Source organism: Arthrobacter sp. D1-17, assembly GCF_054130535.1.
In genome coordinates this window covers 3,369,494-3,385,701 of record NZ_CP096382.1, presented here as the reverse complement: position 1 = coordinate 3,385,701, position 16,208 = coordinate 3,369,494, and the positions used below count along the sequence as shown (strand labels likewise).

Sequence of the window (16,208 nt, the reverse complement as noted above, 5' to 3'; positions counted from 1 at the left end):
GTCATTTAAGTTGGGCTACCCCTTGTGCGGAAAATGGCACGGGTCTATTGTGATTAACAACCCGTCAGTTGATAAACCGTTAGGTTGATTAGAGCCGGTCGATTGATTGGCCATAGGTGACATCAGGCAAGGGCAGTGGCAGTGGACACGGGCAATGACGACGAACTTCTCAACTTGGCCTTTTTGGCCTTGTCGGATCCGGTCCGCCGCCGTCTCATCTCCCGGCTCAGCCGGGGACCCGCCACTGTCAATGAACTGGCTGAACCCTTCGCGATCACCAAACAGGCGGTCTCGAAGCACATCCAGGTCCTCGAGCAGGCGCAGCTGGTCACGCGCACCCGCGATGCCCAGCGCCGGCCCGTCCACCTGAATCCCGCACGGCTCGAAGCCCTTACGGCGTGGATCGACCAGTACCGGCTGGCCCGCGAAGCGCAGTTCCGCAGCCTCGATGCCGTGCTCCGCTCCAGCGCCGCCGCGGGCGGCGGAAGTCAAGAGGAAGAAAATGAGCAACGCGCTTAAACTCACCGTTCCTGACGGCGTCCCGTTCATCGATTGGGAGCGGGAGTTCGATTTCCCGGTCGCGGACGTTTTCCGGGCGCACAGGGAGCCTGAACTGATTACCAAGTGGCTCGGTCCGCGGGGCACGAATGTGGACATCGACCACTATGACTTCCGCTCGGGCGGCAGCTACGTGTACAACCACACGGGTTCCGACGGGGTGACCTATTCGTTCAACGGGATTTTCCACACCGTTCGTGAGAACGACTTTGCTATCCAGACGTTTGAGTTCAGCGGGTACCCGGATGTCGTGAGCATCGAGTTCATGAACTTTGAGGACCTCGGCGGAGGGCGCTGCCGTATCCGCGGGCACTCCGTCTACCCGACCCAGGAGGCGCGGGACGGCATGGCCCAGTCCGGGATGGAAAGCGGCATGTCGGACGGCTACGAGAGGCTCGATGAACTTCTCGCGAAGTAGGCAGTCGAAGCCGAAAAATTGATAAAGAACGACGTCGGGCGGCCCCCTTTACGAAAAGGTGGCCGCCCGGCGTCGTTCTTGTTGTCAGGTCCTGCAGCGGCCGGCGTCCACCGCTGGGGAGATCTTGTCGCCTTCATTGCTACTTTAATAGTATGACAGGACAAACTATCCAAGGAGTACCAATTGCCACTCGTTCGAATCGACGTCAATGAAGGCCGCACCTCTCAGGAGTTGAAGCAGCTCAGCAGGGGGATCCATGATGCCATCCTCGCTGAATACCGCATCCCCGAGCGTGACTACTTCCATATCGTCACGGAGCACCCGGCCGGCCAGATCTTCGCGCAGGACGCCGGGCTCGGCTTTGAGCGTACGCCAGAGGTTGTGATGATCCAGATCTTTACCCAGGGCGGCCGGAGCCAGGAAGCGAAGCAGTCACTTTTTGCCGCCGTAGCGGAAAAGCTGGGGGAGTTGGGGATAGCCGGCGAGAACGTCTTCATTGGATATGTGGAGAACACGGCAGGTGACTGGTCCTTCGGATTCGGGCGCGCCCAGTACGTACCGGTGAGCTCGCGGTTCCCAGGAAGTAGCACCCGGGGCGTGGTGGCCAAGCCCTGGCGGCGGCCGTCTAATCCCTTCCTGCCAGGGCGATCGGCAGGCAGAAATGCAAGTTGTAAATATGTCAGTACAAACCTTTGACAGGACATTCAATCTAGGGCAAAGTAGGTGTGTGGCCCCGCTCACGGGGCCGGATACGCACAGTAGCCCCGGCTGTTCGGCTGCTTAGGTACAGAGTTCAAACAGAAAGGTCCACGATTACCGTGACCCACGAACTGCTCACGATCGGGCGAATCAGCGTTGATATCTACCCGAACGACATCGGGGTGGGGCTGGAGGACGTGACGTCCTTCGGCAAGTACCTCGGCGGATCACCGTCCAATGTCGCAGTTGCCGCCGCCCGCCATGGACGCCGCACCGGAGTCATTACCCGCACCGGTGATGACCCCTTCGGGTCTTACCTGCACCGCGAACTGGAAAAGTTCGGTGTTGACGACTCCTTTGTCACGCCAGTCCAAGGGCTCCAGACGCCGGCGACCTTCTGCGCTATCCAGCCGCCGCATGATTTTCCGCTCTACTTCTACGGCCGTTTTCCCACCGCTCCTGACCTGCAGATCAAGGCTGACGAACTCGACACCGACGCTATCCGGAAAGCAGGCATCTTCTGGTCCACCGTCACCGGTCTCTGCCAGGAGCCGAGCCGTGAAGCGCATATCAAGGCCCACGAAGCCCGGCCGCGCACCGGCCTCAAGGAAGGCCAGTACACCATCCTGGACCTTGACTACCGCCCCATGTTCTGGGCCTCCGAGGAGGAAGCCCGGGCCGAAGTAGCCAAAATCCTGCCGCACGTCACCGTCGCCATCGGCAATGACCAGGAATGTGCCGTGGCCGTCGGGGAGGGCACGCCCGATGAGCAGGCGGACCGCCTCTTGGCAGCCGGCGTGGAAATCGCCGTCGTCAAGCTCGGCCCCGAAGGCGTGATGGCAAAGACCCGGACCGAGCGCGTGGTCTCCGCCCCCGTTCCTGTCGAGACCGTCAACGGACTGGGTGCCGGGGACTCGTTCGGCGGGGCCTTCTGCCACGGACTGCTGTCCGGTTGGCCCCTGGCCCAGGTCCTTGATTATGCAAATGCAGCCGGCGCCATTGTTGCCTCCCGGCTGTCCTGCGCCGACGCCATGCCCACCCCGGCTGAGGTCACCTCCCTGCTTGCCGAGCGGGGACGCCTTGTTCCTGGCACGGATTCCGGTCCCGGCAAGCCTGCCGTAACCGGCCAGGACTCCAACACTTTTACCCCCGAAGGAGCGGCACTGTGAGCCTCAACCCCGGCAGCGCCACCCTCACCACGGTGGATGATGACCCCCGCCGCTACGAACACCTGAGCCGCATCCGCCTCGAGGACCCCGAGGCCGTCGCCCGCGCCGCCAAGGCGCGCCGCCGCCACCCCGGGCCGAAGGCGGGCCGGCAGAACTTTATCGTCGCAGCCGACCACCCGGCCCGCGGCGCCCTCGCCGTCGGCAGCGATCCGGTGGCCATGGCGGACCGCCGCCAGCTGCTGGACCGGCTGCGGATCGCCCTGGCCAACCCGGACGTGGACGGCGTGCTCGCTTCCCCGGACATCATGGATGACCTGCTGCTGCTGGGAGCGCTCGAAGGCAAGCTGGTCTTTGGGTCGATGAACCGCGGCGGCCTCACCGGGCTGGTCAATGAATTCGATGACCGGTTCACCGGCCACACCGCTGCTGCCCTGGAGGCCCTTGGTGCCGACGGCGGCAAGATGCTCACGCGCATCTGCCTTGAGGACCCGGACACCGTGGTCACGCTGGAAGCAACCGCCAAAGCCATCGACTCCCTGGCCGAACGCAAGCTGATCGCAATGGTGGAACCCTTCCTCTCCGTCCGCGTCAACGGCAAGGTCCGCAACGACCTCTCAACCGATGCTGTGATCAAGTCCATCGGCATCGCGGAGGGCCTCGGCTCCACCAGCGCTTACACCTGGATGAAGCTGCCCGTCGTGGCGGAGATGGAACGCGTCATGGCGGCCACCACCATGCCCACAGTCCTCCTCGGCGGCGACCCTGAGGGAACGCAGGACGAGGTCTTTGCCAGCTGGGAAGCGGCGCTCTCCCTCCCCGGCGTGCAGGGCCTCACCGTCGGACGGACGCTGCTGTACCCGCAGGACGGCGACGTTGCCGGCGCGGTCGCCGCAGCGGCTTCGCTCCTCCACCACACGACAGAAGTATCGGAGTAACCTCCCATGGAGACGAGAACAGCAACAGGAACCCGCCGAATGACCGTGGCGCAGGCCGTGGTCGAGTACCTCTCCAAGCAATACACGGTTGACCGCATCGGCAGCCAGGACTACCGTGAGCGGCTCATCCCCGGCACCTTCGGCATCTTCGGCCACGGCAACGTGGCCGGTGTGGGCCAGGCGCTGAAGCAGTACCAGGCCGCGGATCCCTCAGTGATGCCGTACTACCAGGGCCGCAATGAGCAGGCTCAGGTGCACCAGGCTGTCGGCTACGCCCGGCATACCCGGCGCCGCCAGACGTTCGCGATCAGCACGTCGATCGGCCCGGGTTCGTCCAACCTCCTCACCGGCGCGGCGCTGGCCACGACCAACCGCCTGCCGGTGCTGCTGCTGCCCAGCGACACCTTCGCCACGCGCGCGGCGGATCCTGTGCTGCAGCAGCTCGAGCAGCCGTACGCCTATGACATCACCGTCAACGACGCTTTCCGGCCGCTGTCGAAGTTTTTCGACCGGGTCTCCCGGCCCGAGCAGCTGTTCTCGGCGTTCCACCACGGCCTGCGGGTGCTGACGGACCCGGCCGAGACCGGTGCGGTGACCATCTCGCTGCCGCAGGACGTCCAGGCCGAGGCCTTCGATGTGCCTGAGGAGTTCCTGGCCGAACGCGAGTGGCGGATCCGCCGCCCGGACGCGGAGGACGAGGACATCCGCCGCGCCGCCGAAGCGATCCGCGCGGCGAAGCGGCCGCTGATCATCGCCGGCGGCGGCGTGCTCTACGCCTACGCCAACGAGGAACTCGCGACCTTCGTGGAGCTGACCGGCATCCCGGTGGGCAATACCCAGGCCGGCGTCGGCGTGCTGCCGTGGGACCACAAGTTCTCCCTCGGTGCCATCGGCTCCACCGGCACCACGGCGGCCAACGCCATCGCAGCCGAAGCGGACCTGATCATCGGCATCGGTACCCGCTACGAGGACTTCACCACCGCGTCCCGCACGGCCTTCCAGAACCCGGACGTGAGGTTCATCAACATCAACGTCGCCGCCATCGACGCGTACAAGCACGGCACCTCGCTGCCGATCGTGGCTGACGCCCGCAGGGCCCTGGTCAAGCTGAACCAGGTCCTGGGCGGCTACCGTGTGGGCGCGGACCTTGAGCAGAAGATCGCCGCGGAAAAGCAGCGCTGGGACGCCACCGTGGACGCAGCCTTCGACACCCGCTACACGCCGCTGCCGGCGCAGAACGAAATCATCGGGGCGACCAGCCGGGCCATGGACGCCCAGGACGTCGTGATCTGCGCCGCCGGCTCGTTGCCGGGTGACCTGCACAAGATGTGGCGCGTCCGCGACCCGTTCGGCTACCACGTGGAATACGCCTACTCCTGCATGGGCTACGAAATCCCCGGCGGCCTGGGCGTCAAGCGCGCAGCGCTGGCCGAGGCCGCTGCGGGGGGAACCCAGCGTGACGTCGTCGTGATGGTGGGGGACGGCTCCTACCTGATGATGCACACCGAACTGGTCACCGCCGTCGCCGAACGGATCAAGCTGATTGTGGTCCTGATTCAGAACCACGGCTACGCATCCATCGGCTCCCTCTCCGAAATGCTCGGTTCCCAGCGTTTCGGCACCCAGTACCGCGCCTTGGATGAGGAACAGCACAGCTTCGACGAAGGCGATATTCTTCCCGTGGATCTGGCCACCAATGCTGAAAGCCTCGGGGTGAAGGTCATCCGGATCGAACCGGGGGAGAAGGTCATCGCTGAACTCGAGCAGGCCATCCGCGACGCGAAGGCCGCCCCGGAACGCAGCGGCCCGATCCTCATCCACGTCGAATCCGACCCGCTGCTGGACGCACCGTCCTCCGAATCCTGGTGGGACGTTCCCGTTTCCCAGGTCTCGGACCTGGAATCGACGCAGCAGGCGTACAGGACGTACACCGACCACAAGAGCCGCCAGCGCAAGCTTCTCGGCTGACCGCTCCAGCGAACTACAGCACCCTTAGACCACTCACATTTGATCACTCAAGGAAGAGTTCCATGACGACCACCACTGCAGGCACCACCACCATCAACCACTTCATCAACGGCGTTGAAACCGCAGGTGTTGGCGACCGCACCCAGCCGGTCTACAACCCCGCCACCGGCCAGGTCAGCGCGGAGCTGCGCCTGGCCAACCGGGCGGACCTGGACAACACCGTCGCCGCAGCCCGCGCCGCCGCCGACAGCTGGGGCGACATCTCCCTGGCCAAGCGCACCGCGGTGCTGTTCAAGTTCCGCGAGCTCGTCGCCAGCCACGTGGACGAACTCGCCGCCCTGATCACCGCCGAACACGGCAAGGTCCTCTCCGACGCCAAGGGCGAGATTGGCCGCGGCCTGGAGGTCATCGAGTTCGCCTGCGGCATCCCGCAGCTGCTCAAGGGCGACTACTCGGATCAGGTCTCCACGGGCATCGATGTCTTCTCCTTCCGCGAGCCCCTTGGTGTCGTCGCCGGCATCACGCCATTCAACTTCCCCGTCATGGTGCCGCTGTGGATGGCCCCGATGGCGATCGCCACGGGCAACGCCTTCATCCTCAAGCCCTCCGAGCGCGACCCCTCCGCCTCCATGCTGCTGGCCAAGCTCTGGAAGCAGGCCGGCCTGCCCGACGGCGTCTTCCAGGTCCTGCACGGCGACAAGGAAACCGTCGACGGGCTGCTGACCCACCAGGACGTGGACGGCATCTCCTTTGTCGGGTCCACGCCGATCGCGAAGTACGTCCACGAAACGGCCACCGCGCACGGCAAGCGTGTCCAGGCTCTGGGCGGGGCGAAGAACCATGCCATCGTCATGCCGGACGCCGACCTCGACAACGCCGCCGACCACCTCGCTGCCGCCGCCTTCGGTTCCGCCGGCGAACGCTGCATGGCTATCTCCGTCGCCGTCGCTGTTGCCGACGCCGCAGACCTGCTCGTGAAGAAGGTCGAAGAACGCGCCCTGGCCGTTAAGGTCGACAACGGCACCGCCCCCGGCGCCGAAATGGGCCCGGTCATCACCCCGGCGTCGAAGGAACGCATCGTGCGGATCGTCACTGAAGCCGAACAGGCAGGCGCCGCCATGGTGGTGGATGGCCGCGACCTCGTGGTCCCCGGCCACGAAGAAGGTTTCTGGGTCGGCCCCACCGTGATCGACCACGTCAAGACCGAAATGACCGCCTACACGGAAGAGATTTTCGGGCCCGTCCTCGTCGTGGTCCGCGTCGACAGCCTCGAAGACGGCATCAGGCTTATCAACTCCAACCCCTACGGCAACGGCACCGCCATCTTCACCTCCTCCGGTGCCTCCGCCCGCAAGTTCCAGCGCTCTGTCACGGTCGGCATGGTCGGCATCAACGTCCCGCTGCCCGTCCCGGTGGCCTACCACTCCTTCGGCGGCTGGAAGGCCTCGCTCTTCGGCGACAAGCACATGTACGGCCCCGAAGGCGTCTCCTTCTACACCCGCGGCAAAGTCGTCACCTCCCGCTGGCCCGAACCCACCCACGCCTCCGGTGCCTCCTACAACTTCCCCTCCCACGCCGACGACAGCCACGCCGTCCGCCACGACGGCATCGCAGAGGGGCTCCCGGACGAGCTCGCCGGAGGAGAGGACGCCGTTCCCGGACGCGCCGACGACGCCACGGAAGGCCGGGGACGTCGGGACTGACGCACTCTCGCCCTACGCCGCCGCCCCGAATCAGCTGACAAGAGAAAGACAATGCTGTCATGACAGATAAAGAGAACAAGCTCATCATCGGCACGGCCCCGGACTCCTGGGGGGTCTGGTTCGCGGACGACCCGCAGCAGACCCCGTGGGAACGGTTCCTCGACGAAGTAGCAGAATCTGGCTATAAGTGGATCGAACTCGGCCCCTACGGCTACCTGCCCACCGACCCGGCACGCCTCGCCGAGGAGCTTAAGCAGCGCGACCTGAAGGTCACGGCCGGAACCGTATTCACCGCTTTCCACCGCGGCCTGGAGCAGTGGGAAACGGCCTGGGAGCCGGCCCGGAAGGTTGCCGAGCTCACGGCTGCGATGGGCGGCGAGCACATCGTGGTGATTCCGGCGATGTGGCGAGACGACGTCACGGGGGAGGCCGTAGAAAGCGGCGAGCTCAGCGACAAGGCCTGGAGCGACCTCTTCGCCGGGCACAACCGGCTAGGGAAGACCCTGCTGGAGGACTTCGGCCTGAAGCAGCAGTTCCACTCCCATGCGGACTCGCACGTAGGAGCCCAGGAGGACATTGAAACCCTGCTGCGCGCGACCGACCCGCAGTACCTGAACCTGTGCCTGGACACCGGCCACGCCGAATACTGCGGCGCCTCCAGCCTGGAGCTCATCAAGAACTACCCGGACCGCATCGGTTACCTGCACCTCAAGCAAATCAACCCGGACGTACTGAAGAAGGTCAACGAGGAAAACATGACCTGGGCCGCAGCCAACCTGGCCGGCGTCATGACGGAACCGCCGAACGGCTTGCCGGACCTGCGTGCCGTCATCGAAGCCGTCGAGGCCCTCAACCGTCCCATCTTCGGCATTGTGGAACAGGACATGTACCCGGTGGCCTTCGACGTTCCCATGCCTATCGCCAAGCGCACCAGGAACTACCTGCTCTCCTGCGGTTCACGGACCGCTGTCAACTAATCGGCATCCTGCCCACGCCAACTGCAAAGGAAGAGAACAATGACTGAAACCCTTCGCGTCGCCGTCATCGGCGCCGGACGCATGGGCGCGGACCACATCCAGCGCCTCAGCAAGCGGATCCACGGCGCTGAAGTCGCCGCCGTCGTAGACGTCGACCTGGGCCGTGCGCAGGCCGCCATTGAAGGCATCCCCGGTGCAGTAGCCCTGGCCGACGCCGAAGAGGCCCTCAATAACGGCGACGTCAACGCCGTGCTGATCGCCACCCCGGGATTCCTGCACGAGGACATCCTGCTCAAGGCCCTCGAGAAGGACATCCCGATCCTTTGCGAGAAGCCGCTGACCCCCGACGCGGAAACCTCCTGGAAGATCGTCGAGGCGGAGCAGAAGCTTGGCCGCAAGCGCATCCAGGTCGGCTTCATGCGCCGCTTCGACGCGGAATACGCAGCGCTCGGCGGGATCATCCGCAACCGCGAGCTCGGCGAGCTCCTCATGCTGCACCACCAGCACCGCAACCCCACCACACCGCCGGGCTTCACCAACGAGATGCTCATCAACGATTCCGTGGTGCACGAGTTCGACGCCATCCGCTACTTCACCGGCGAGGAAATCACTTCCGTCCAGGTCCGTCTGGGCAAGCCGACCAAGAACGCTCCGGCAGGGCAGCACGATCCCCAGCACGTCCTGATCGAAACCGAGTCCGGAGTCCTTGCCGACGTCGAGATTTATGTGAATGCCAAATTCGGCTACGAGGTGGCCACGCAGGCGTCCTTCGAGGATGGCATCGTCAGCATCGGCGGTGACCAGGGCCCCTACGTCCGCACCGAAGGCCGTTGGGGCGGCAAGGTGACACCCGGTTTCGAAGAGCGCTTCGGCGCCGCATACGACGTCGAAATCCAGGCCTGGGTGGACGCCGCACTCCGCGGCGAAATCGGCGGCCCCACCGCCTGGGACGGGTACGCCACCGCAGCATGCTGTGAAGCAGGCGTCGAAGCCCAGAAGAACGGCGAAAAGGTCGCCGTGAAGCTGAACGCCAAGCCCGCTCTCTACAGCTAAGAGCCCGCCCTCTATAGCGTTCACGGAAGGGGCGGACCCGTCCGCCCCTTCCTTTGCCGTTTCAGAGCACTTGTATCGCCCTGACTGATCCACCATGGAGTGTATCCCCCGTGAAAATTGCCCTTGATCCCACCCCGTTCCACCACAGCCACAGCCTGCTGGAGTTCCCCGAGGTCGTCGCCGATCTCGGCTACAAGTACATGCAGATGACCCCGCACGCCGACTTCATCCCGTTCTTTAACCACCCCAAGGCCGACGACGAACTGGTGGGCCAGCTGAAGAAGGCCTGCAGGGACGCCGAAATCGAAATTGCCTCGGTGCTGCCGGTGCTGCGCTGGTCCGGGCCGGATGAAGACGCCCGCGAGGCAGCCGTCCGGTACTGGAAGCGCGCCATCCAGATCACGGTCGATCTGGGCGTGAGCACCATGAACACCGAGTTCAGCGGCCGGCCGGAAAAGGCTGAGGAATCCGAGCGGGCGTTTTACCGCTCCATGGAGGAGCTGCTGCCGATTATCGAGCGCGAAGGCATTGACCTTCTCATCGACCCTCATCCGGACGACTTCGTCGAAGAGGGACTGGCAGCCATCCGGGTGATCCGCGGCCTGAACTCCAAGAATGTCGGCATGGTCTACGTGGCCTCGCACAGCTTCCACATGAAGAACCGGCCCCTGGACATCATGCGCGCGGCAGGAGACAAGCTGCGCCTGGTCCATGTCGCGGACACGATGGACCACCACGCCTCCCATGGCCTGCGCTACATCACCAACCCGCCGGGCAATCCCGTCCGGGTGCACCAGCACCTGAAGATCGGCGACGGTGACGTCAACTGGGAAGAATTCTTCGGCGGCCTGAACGAGATCGGCTTCCTGGACCGGGATGACACCGTGATGGTGTCAAGCGTCTTTGCCGAGAACGAGAAGGCGGAGGAGGTCTCCCGGTACCAGCTGGACACGATGAACAACTACATTGCGAAGGCACGGTGAAGGCCGACTCCATGAAGCACGCAGATAACGAGACACTGACTGAAGAGGCATCGACCCAGGCGCCGCCCGCTCGGGAGGAACCGGCGCGCCCTGCGGCAGCGGCAACCCCGGAAGAACCCGCCGCTGCCACTAACCCCAAGGGCTTCATGCGGAAGGTGGCGCTGTTCTCCACCTTTGGCGGCCTGCTGTTCGGCTACGACACAGGTGTCATCAACGGTGCCCTGCCGTTTATGCAGCGGGACCTGGGGCTGACACCGCTGACCGAAGGCCTGGTCACTTCGACCCTGCTGTTGGGCGCCGCCTTCGGTGCCATCACAGCCGGCCGGCTGTCGGACCGCTTCGGCCGCCGCAGGACCATCATGGCCCTTGCCCTGATCTTCGCCGTTGCCACGATAGGGTGTTCCATTGCACCCGGTACCGAACTGCTGGTTGTTGCCCGCACCGTCCTTGGCCTGGCGGTCGGTGGTGCCTCGGTCATAGTGCCCGTGTACCTGGCGGAAATGTCACCGGCAGCCCAGCGCGGGCGCATTGTGACCCAGAACGAGCTGATGATCGTCACCGGCCAATTCCTGGCGTTCACCTTCAACGCCCTGATCGGCAACGCCTTCCCCGACGCCTCCCACGTGTGGCGGTGGATGCTCGTGATTGCCACGCTGCCGGCAGTGGTGCTGTGGTTCGGAATGCTGGTGTTGCCCGAAAGCCCCCGCTGGCTGGCCTCGGCCGGGCGCTTCGGCGAAGTTCTGGAGGTGCTGCGCAAGACGCGTGCTTCGGCCAACGTCGCCGACGAATTCGATGAAGTGCGGCAGGCGGCACGTGAGGATTATCAGTCCAAGCTCGGAACGTGGCGGGACCTCACCGTTCCCTGGATCCGCCGCATCTTTGTGGTGGGGCTCGGCATGGCGGTGATCAACCAAATCAGCGGTGTCAACGCCATCATGTATTACGGCACCTCCATCCTCTCCAGCTCCGGATTCGGAGACCAGGGTGCCCTGCTTGCCAACGTGGTCAACGGGGTGACGTCAGTAGTCGCAGTGGTGGTCGGCATGGCACTGATGACGCGCGTGGCCCGGAAATCGATGCTGATCGTTGGGCTCGTCGGTACTGCGAGCTCCCTGCTGGCCATTGGCCTGATCTCGCTGCTGATCCCCGAAAGCACCCTCCGCGGCTACCTCGTGCTGCTGTTCATGGTGACGTTCCTGGCGTCCATGCAGTCCTGCATCGGTACCGTCACCTGGCTCACGATGTCCGAAATCTTCCCGCTGCACGTTCGCGGCATCGGCATGGGCATCTGCGTGTTCGTGCTGTGGATGATCAACTTCCTGATCGGCTTCTTCTTCCCGCAGATGGTTTCGTGGATCGGCGTCTCAACGACGTTCTTCATCTTTGTCGCTATCCAGCTTGTGGCCATCGTCTGGGTCAAGCGCGTAGTGCCGGAAACCCGGGGCAAGAGCCTCGAGGACCTGGAGCACTACTTCAAGGGCATGGCCGGGGCACAGGCTGCAACGGCCGGAAGCCGGACCGTCTGAGGGACCGCTCAAAAATCGAAAAACAGTTCTGACGAGAAACAGTTCTGACACAGACCAGGCCCCCTCGCCATTGGCGAGGGGGCCTGGTTCTATTCAAAAAACGCTGCCCGGCCTCGGAGACTAGCCGCCGAACGGCAGGCGCGGGTCCACGTCCTGGCCCTCCCAGGTTTGGCGGACCCAGCCATGGTGCGGGTCGTCGCTGATCAGCCAGTCGCGGACCCGGCCCGGTCCGGCCATGACGTTCAGGTAGTACATGTCGTAGCCGGGAGCGGCCATGGCGGGTCCGTGCCAGCCGTAGGGGACCAGGACCACATCGCCCGTGCGCACCTCGGCGGCAACATCGATGGGACGCTCGTCGGAGGCGTAGACACGCTGGTAGCCGATGGCGTCAGCGTTACCGGCAGGGGCAGCCGTGCCGGGTTCCACCCGCGTTTCAAAGTAGTAGATCTCCTCGAGGCGCGTCTCGCCTTCCTTCTCCTCGTCGTGCTTGTGGGGCGGGTAGGAAGACCAGTTGCCGGCGGGCGTAATCACCTCGCAGACGATAAAGCGGTCCGCTTCCAGGGCAGCAGGCGTGCCGAAGTTGTGGACCTGGCGCGAGCAGTTCCCGGCACCGCGCAGCTCCACAGGCGTTTCGGCGGCCGTAATCAGGCGGGTGGGGTACTGGACCTTGGCGGGAGCCGTGGCGATGGCAACCCGGCCGCCGTCGGACGATGTCACCGTCACTGCCTTTTGTGTGCCGGAGTACAGCACGTCACTGGGGCCATTGAACACACTCGCCCGGCCGGCCAGCTGGTACTTCTCACCGTCAACGCTTACTGTGAACGCTCCGCTCAGCGGAATCACAATGCGTTCCTCGCCCGCGGCGGGGAGTTCGACGGCGGCGCCCGGCGCCAACGAGGCCACCTTCAGCCCCGTGTGTTCCCACCCGTCGACGGTGATGGCGGAGTCCGCTGTTCCCAGCGAAACATCCCAGCAGCCTTCGGCTGCGCTGCCCAGCGGATATACCCATTCGGCCATGGATTAGTCTCTTTCAGGTCGGTGTTATCAGGATTGCAATGCAGGTACTGCGGTAAGCGCCGGAGCTTACCTCTGCACGAGCGTCATTTCGAAGCTGTAGGAATCACCTCGGTACACGTGGTGTCCGGTCTCAACGTTACGGCCGGTGTCATCCACGGCCGTGCGCTCCATGGTCACCAGGGCGGAGCCGGGCTTTGTTTCGAGGAGCGGTGCCTGGTACTCGTTGGCCACCACGGCGCCGATCCGCTGCGTGGCGAGCCTGAAATTGACCCCGCCGCTGCGGAGGATCGCGTAGAGGCCTTTCGAGGCCAGCAGTTCCTCATCAATAGGCGTGATGTCATCGCGGACCCAGTTTTCCATCAGCGCCAGCGGCTTGCCGCCGACTTTGCGGAGTCGCGTGAAGTGGTAGACCTTCGCACCGGCGGGCAGGTGCAGCGCCTTGAGGGTGGCGTCATCGGCTTCGACGTGCGCGAAGGTCAGCACGTCGGTTGTGGGCTTGCTGCCGTTGCTGGTGAGGTCGTCGTACAGGCTGGAGAGCTCAAGGGGCCGGCGGACCTGGCTGGAAACCACCTGGGTGCCCACGCCGCGTTTACGGACCAGCAGGCCTGCACGGACCAGTTCGTCCATGGCCTTGCGCATGGTGGGGCGGGAGAGGTTCAGCTGTGCGGCGAGGTCAATTTCGTTCTCCAGCCGGCTGCCCGGTTCCAGCAGCCCGGTGTGGATGGCAGCTTCGATGCCCTGTACCACCTGGTGGTACAGGGGCACCGGCGACGACCTGTCAATGCTGAGGTGAAGTTGGTTCGCCATTGAATGCTCCCTTATGTGCCGCGGCGGGTCCTGTGCCCGGGCTGTATGTCCGGTGCATGTTTGCTTGATAGGACATACTGCCTTTCGATAGTAGCAGCGACGCGCCGGGGGTCAAGAGGACCGGTCTGGGAAGACTGCCTTTGGGGGTGAAAGCACGTTCCTTCTCGTAAAAACATCCTAATGTCAGGACAAAGTATTGACATCTGTGGCCTGAGTCACCATGATCGGTGTAACAAGCCTGCTGAATCCCGCGATGTGGCGGGCTGAGGCTTTCGAATCGAAGGAGATTTACTGTGACCAAATTCTTTTGGCGCCGGGCGGCCGTCGCGGCCGTCGCAATCCCGATGCTCGCTCTGACAGCTTGCTCCAGCCAGGGGGGCCGTGCTCCCGAAGGGAACACTGGGGGCGGCGCCGGGCAGGTTGCCTCGACCCCTCGCATGAAGGTTGCACTCATCACCCATGCCGCCCCGGGTGACACGTTCTGGGACATCGTCCGCAAGGGGGCCGAGGAAGCCGCCGCGAAGGATAATGTGGAATTGCTCTACACCTCGGATCCCGAAGGCGGGCGCCAGGCGCAGCTGATCCAGCAGGCGATTGATCAGAAGGTCGACGGCATTGCTGTGACCCTTGCCAAGCCGGATGCGTTGAAGGACTCCCTCAAGAAGGCCACTGACGCCGGCATTCCTGTGGTCAGCCTCAATGCCGGTGAATCAGTCTCGGCTCAATTGGGTGCTTTCACTCACTTCGGGTCGAACGAAAAACTCGCTGGCGCTGCCGTCGGAACAAAGCTCACTGAACTGGGCCTCAAACACCCCATCTGTGTTATTCAGGAGCAGGGGCACGTGGGTCTGGAAGCCCGCTGTGCAGGTGTGAAGGAAAAGGTGGCCGGAACGGAGATCCTTTACGTTCCCGGTACTGACATGGCGCAGGTTTCCTCCACGGTTACCGCCAAGCTGCAGGCTACCGCTGACGCCGATGCCATCATTGGCTTGGGTGCACCCTACACGTTGACCATCCTGAAGGCTGTGACCGGGGCGGGCAGCAAGGCCAAGGTGGCCTCGTTCGACATGAACCCTGAGCTCGCCCAGAAGATTGCTGACGGCGATGTCGTTTTCACGGTTGATCAGCAGCCGTGGTTGCAGGGCTATGGCGCAATCGATTCGCTGTGGCAGGCAAAGCGCGGCGGCTTCAAGATCGGTGGCGGGCAGCCCGTGCTGACCGGCCCCTCTATCGTCGACCAGGCCGCAGCCACCGACGTCCTCAAGTTCGCCAAGGAAGGCCTCCGCTAACAGCCCGCTAGCCGGACTGCGGACCCGACCCTTAGGTAGGAGAATCATCATGACCATCACCCAGAGTGTGACAAAGCCCCCGGCACTGCGCGATGAGCGCGTGGCCAAGCGCAACCCCTTCCAGAAACTCCTCGCACGTCCCGAAGTCGGCGCCCTCGTGGGCGCAATCGTCCTCTTCGTCTTCTTCGCCTCGGTCTCCCAGACCTTCATCCAGCCGAACGCCTTCGCCACCGTCCTCTACGGCAGCTCCACCATCGGCATCATGGCCGTGGGTGTGTCGCTGCTGATGATTGGCGGCGAGTTCGACCTTTCCACCGGCGTTGCCGTGATCAGCTCGGCCCTGACCGCCTCGATGTTCAGCTGGTACTTCAGCATGAATGTGTGGGTCGGCGTGGTCCTGGCGCTCGTCGTGTCCCTGGGCATCGGCTACATCAACGGCTGGATCCTGATGAAGACCAAGCTGCCGAGCTTCATCGTTACCCTCGCAACCTTCCTGATGCTGACCGGCCTTAACCTGGGACTTACTCGTATGATCGGCGGCGGCGTGTCCTCCCCGTCAATTTCCAGCATGGACGGCTACCAGGCGGCCCGGGCCATCTTCGCCTCCTCGGTCAACATCGCCGGCGTGGACGTCAACAACACCGTCTTCATCTGGATCGCCCTGGTTGCCGTGGCGTCCTGGGTGCTGCTGCGCACCAAGGTGGGCAACTGGATCTTCGCTGTCGGCGGCGACGCGAATGCCGCCCGCGCCGTTGGTGTTCCCGTCAAAGCCACCAAGATCGGCCTGTTCATGGCCGTCGGTTTCTGCGGCTGGATCCTCGGCATGCACAACCTGTTCGCCTTCGACGCCGTGCAGTCCGGCGAAGGCGTGGGCAACGAATTCCTCTACATCATCGCCGCGGTCATCGGCGGCTGCCTCCTCACCGGCGGCTATGGCTCGGCCGTGGGCGGCGCCATCGGCGCCTTCATCTTCGGCATGGCCAACAAGGGCATCGTCTACGCCCAGTGGAACCCGGACTGGTTCAAGTTCTTCCTGGGCCTGATGCTTCTCCTGGCCACCATCGTGAACCTGATCGTCAAGCGCCGCGCAGACGCAAGCAAGTAAG

General features: G+C 64.1%; 13 protein-coding genes and 2 pseudogenes. 13 read left to right on the top strand and 2 right to left on the bottom strand.

Features of this window, described 5'->3' with window-relative positions; genetic code table 11:
• The first annotated feature begins 141 nt into the window (after positions 1-141).
• From M1E01_RS15615 to M1E01_RS15565, 11 genes and pseudogenes are all read left to right on the top strand, one after another.
• Positions 142-519 (top strand): ArsR/SmtB family transcription factor, encoded by a 378-nt coding sequence (locus M1E01_RS15615; protein ID WP_457974991.1) that lies wholly within the window; start codon positions 142-144, stop codon positions 517-519.
• Positions 503-976 (top strand): SRPBCC family protein, encoded by a 474-nt coding sequence (locus M1E01_RS15610; protein ID WP_457972467.1) that lies wholly within the window; start codon positions 503-505, stop codon positions 974-976. The genes M1E01_RS15615 and M1E01_RS15610 overlap by 17 nt, the downstream gene beginning before the upstream one ends.
• 183 nt (positions 977-1,159) lie before the next feature.
• Positions 1,160-1,563: pseudogene (locus M1E01_RS15605) on the top strand (tautomerase family protein).
• 231 nt (positions 1,564-1,794) lie between these two features.
• A complete protein-coding gene (gene iolC / locus M1E01_RS15600) occupies positions 1,795-2,844 on the top strand; it encodes a 5-dehydro-2-deoxygluconokinase (protein ID WP_457972466.1) in 1,050 nt (349 codons plus the stop codon).
• Complete coding sequence (locus tag M1E01_RS15595; protein ID WP_457972465.1) at positions 2,841-3,779, top strand: Cgl0159 family (beta/alpha)8-fold protein; 939 nt, start codon at positions 2,841-2,843, stop codon at positions 3,777-3,779. The genes iolC and M1E01_RS15595 overlap by 4 nt, the downstream gene beginning before the upstream one ends.
• A gap of 39 nt (positions 3,780-3,818) precedes the next feature.
• Positions 3,819-5,747: a 3D-(3,5/4)-trihydroxycyclohexane-1,2-dione acylhydrolase (decyclizing) gene (gene iolD, locus M1E01_RS15590; protein ID WP_457972464.1), complete on the top strand. Its 1,929-nt coding sequence runs from the start codon at positions 3,819-3,821 to the stop codon at positions 5,745-5,747.
• Positions 5,748-5,809: 62 nt separating this feature from the next.
• Positions 5,810-7,321: pseudogene (locus M1E01_RS15585) on the top strand (CoA-acylating methylmalonate-semialdehyde dehydrogenase); the annotation flags it as partial.
• A gap of 188 nt (positions 7,322-7,509) precedes the next feature.
• On the top strand, positions 7,510-8,427 hold the full coding sequence (locus M1E01_RS15580; protein ID WP_457972463.1) for a sugar phosphate isomerase/epimerase family protein: 918 nt from the start codon (positions 7,510-7,512) through the stop codon (positions 8,425-8,427).
• 39 nt (positions 8,428-8,466) lie between these two features.
• Complete coding sequence (locus M1E01_RS15575; protein ID WP_457972462.1) at positions 8,467-9,480, top strand: Gfo/Idh/MocA family protein; 1,014 nt, start codon at positions 8,467-8,469, stop codon at positions 9,478-9,480.
• Between the two features lie 110 nt (positions 9,481-9,590).
• Positions 9,591-10,463 carry a sugar phosphate isomerase/epimerase family protein gene (locus M1E01_RS15570; RefSeq protein ID WP_457972461.1) on the top strand — a complete coding sequence of 291 codons (873 nt, stop codon included), beginning with the start codon at positions 9,591-9,593 and terminating at the stop codon, positions 10,461-10,463.
• A gap of 11 nt (positions 10,464-10,474) precedes the next feature.
• On the top strand, positions 10,475-11,989 hold the full coding sequence (locus tag M1E01_RS15565; protein WP_457972460.1) for a sugar porter family MFS transporter: 1,515 nt from the start codon (positions 10,475-10,477) through the stop codon (positions 11,987-11,989).
• A 120-nt stretch (positions 11,990-12,109) separates the two neighbouring features.
• Here M1E01_RS15565 and iolB read toward each other — a convergent pair whose 3' ends face one another.
• Positions 12,110-13,006: a 5-deoxy-glucuronate isomerase gene (gene iolB / locus M1E01_RS15560; RefSeq protein WP_457972459.1), complete on the bottom strand. Its 897-nt coding sequence runs from the start codon at positions 13,004-13,006 to the stop codon at positions 12,110-12,112.
• A gap of 66 nt (positions 13,007-13,072) precedes the next feature.
• Positions 13,073-13,813 (bottom strand): GntR family transcriptional regulator, encoded by a 741-nt coding sequence (locus M1E01_RS15555; RefSeq protein ID WP_457972458.1) that lies wholly within the window; start codon positions 13,811-13,813, stop codon positions 13,073-13,075.
• A 293-nt stretch (positions 13,814-14,106) separates the two neighbouring features.
• Here M1E01_RS15555 and M1E01_RS15550 point away from each other — a divergent pair, with 293 nt between their 5' ends.
• Both M1E01_RS15550 and M1E01_RS15545 read left to right on the top strand, forming a co-directional pair.
• A complete protein-coding gene (locus M1E01_RS15550) occupies positions 14,107-15,102 on the top strand; it encodes a substrate-binding domain-containing protein (RefSeq protein ID WP_457972457.1) in 996 nt (331 codons plus the stop codon).
• A gap of 49 nt (positions 15,103-15,151) precedes the next feature.
• The gene (locus M1E01_RS15545; protein ID WP_457972456.1) at positions 15,152-16,207 is read left to right on the top strand and encodes an ABC transporter permease; all 1,056 of its coding nucleotides are present in this window, start codon (positions 15,152-15,154) and stop codon (positions 16,205-16,207) included.
• Position 16,208: the final 1 nt, after the last annotated feature.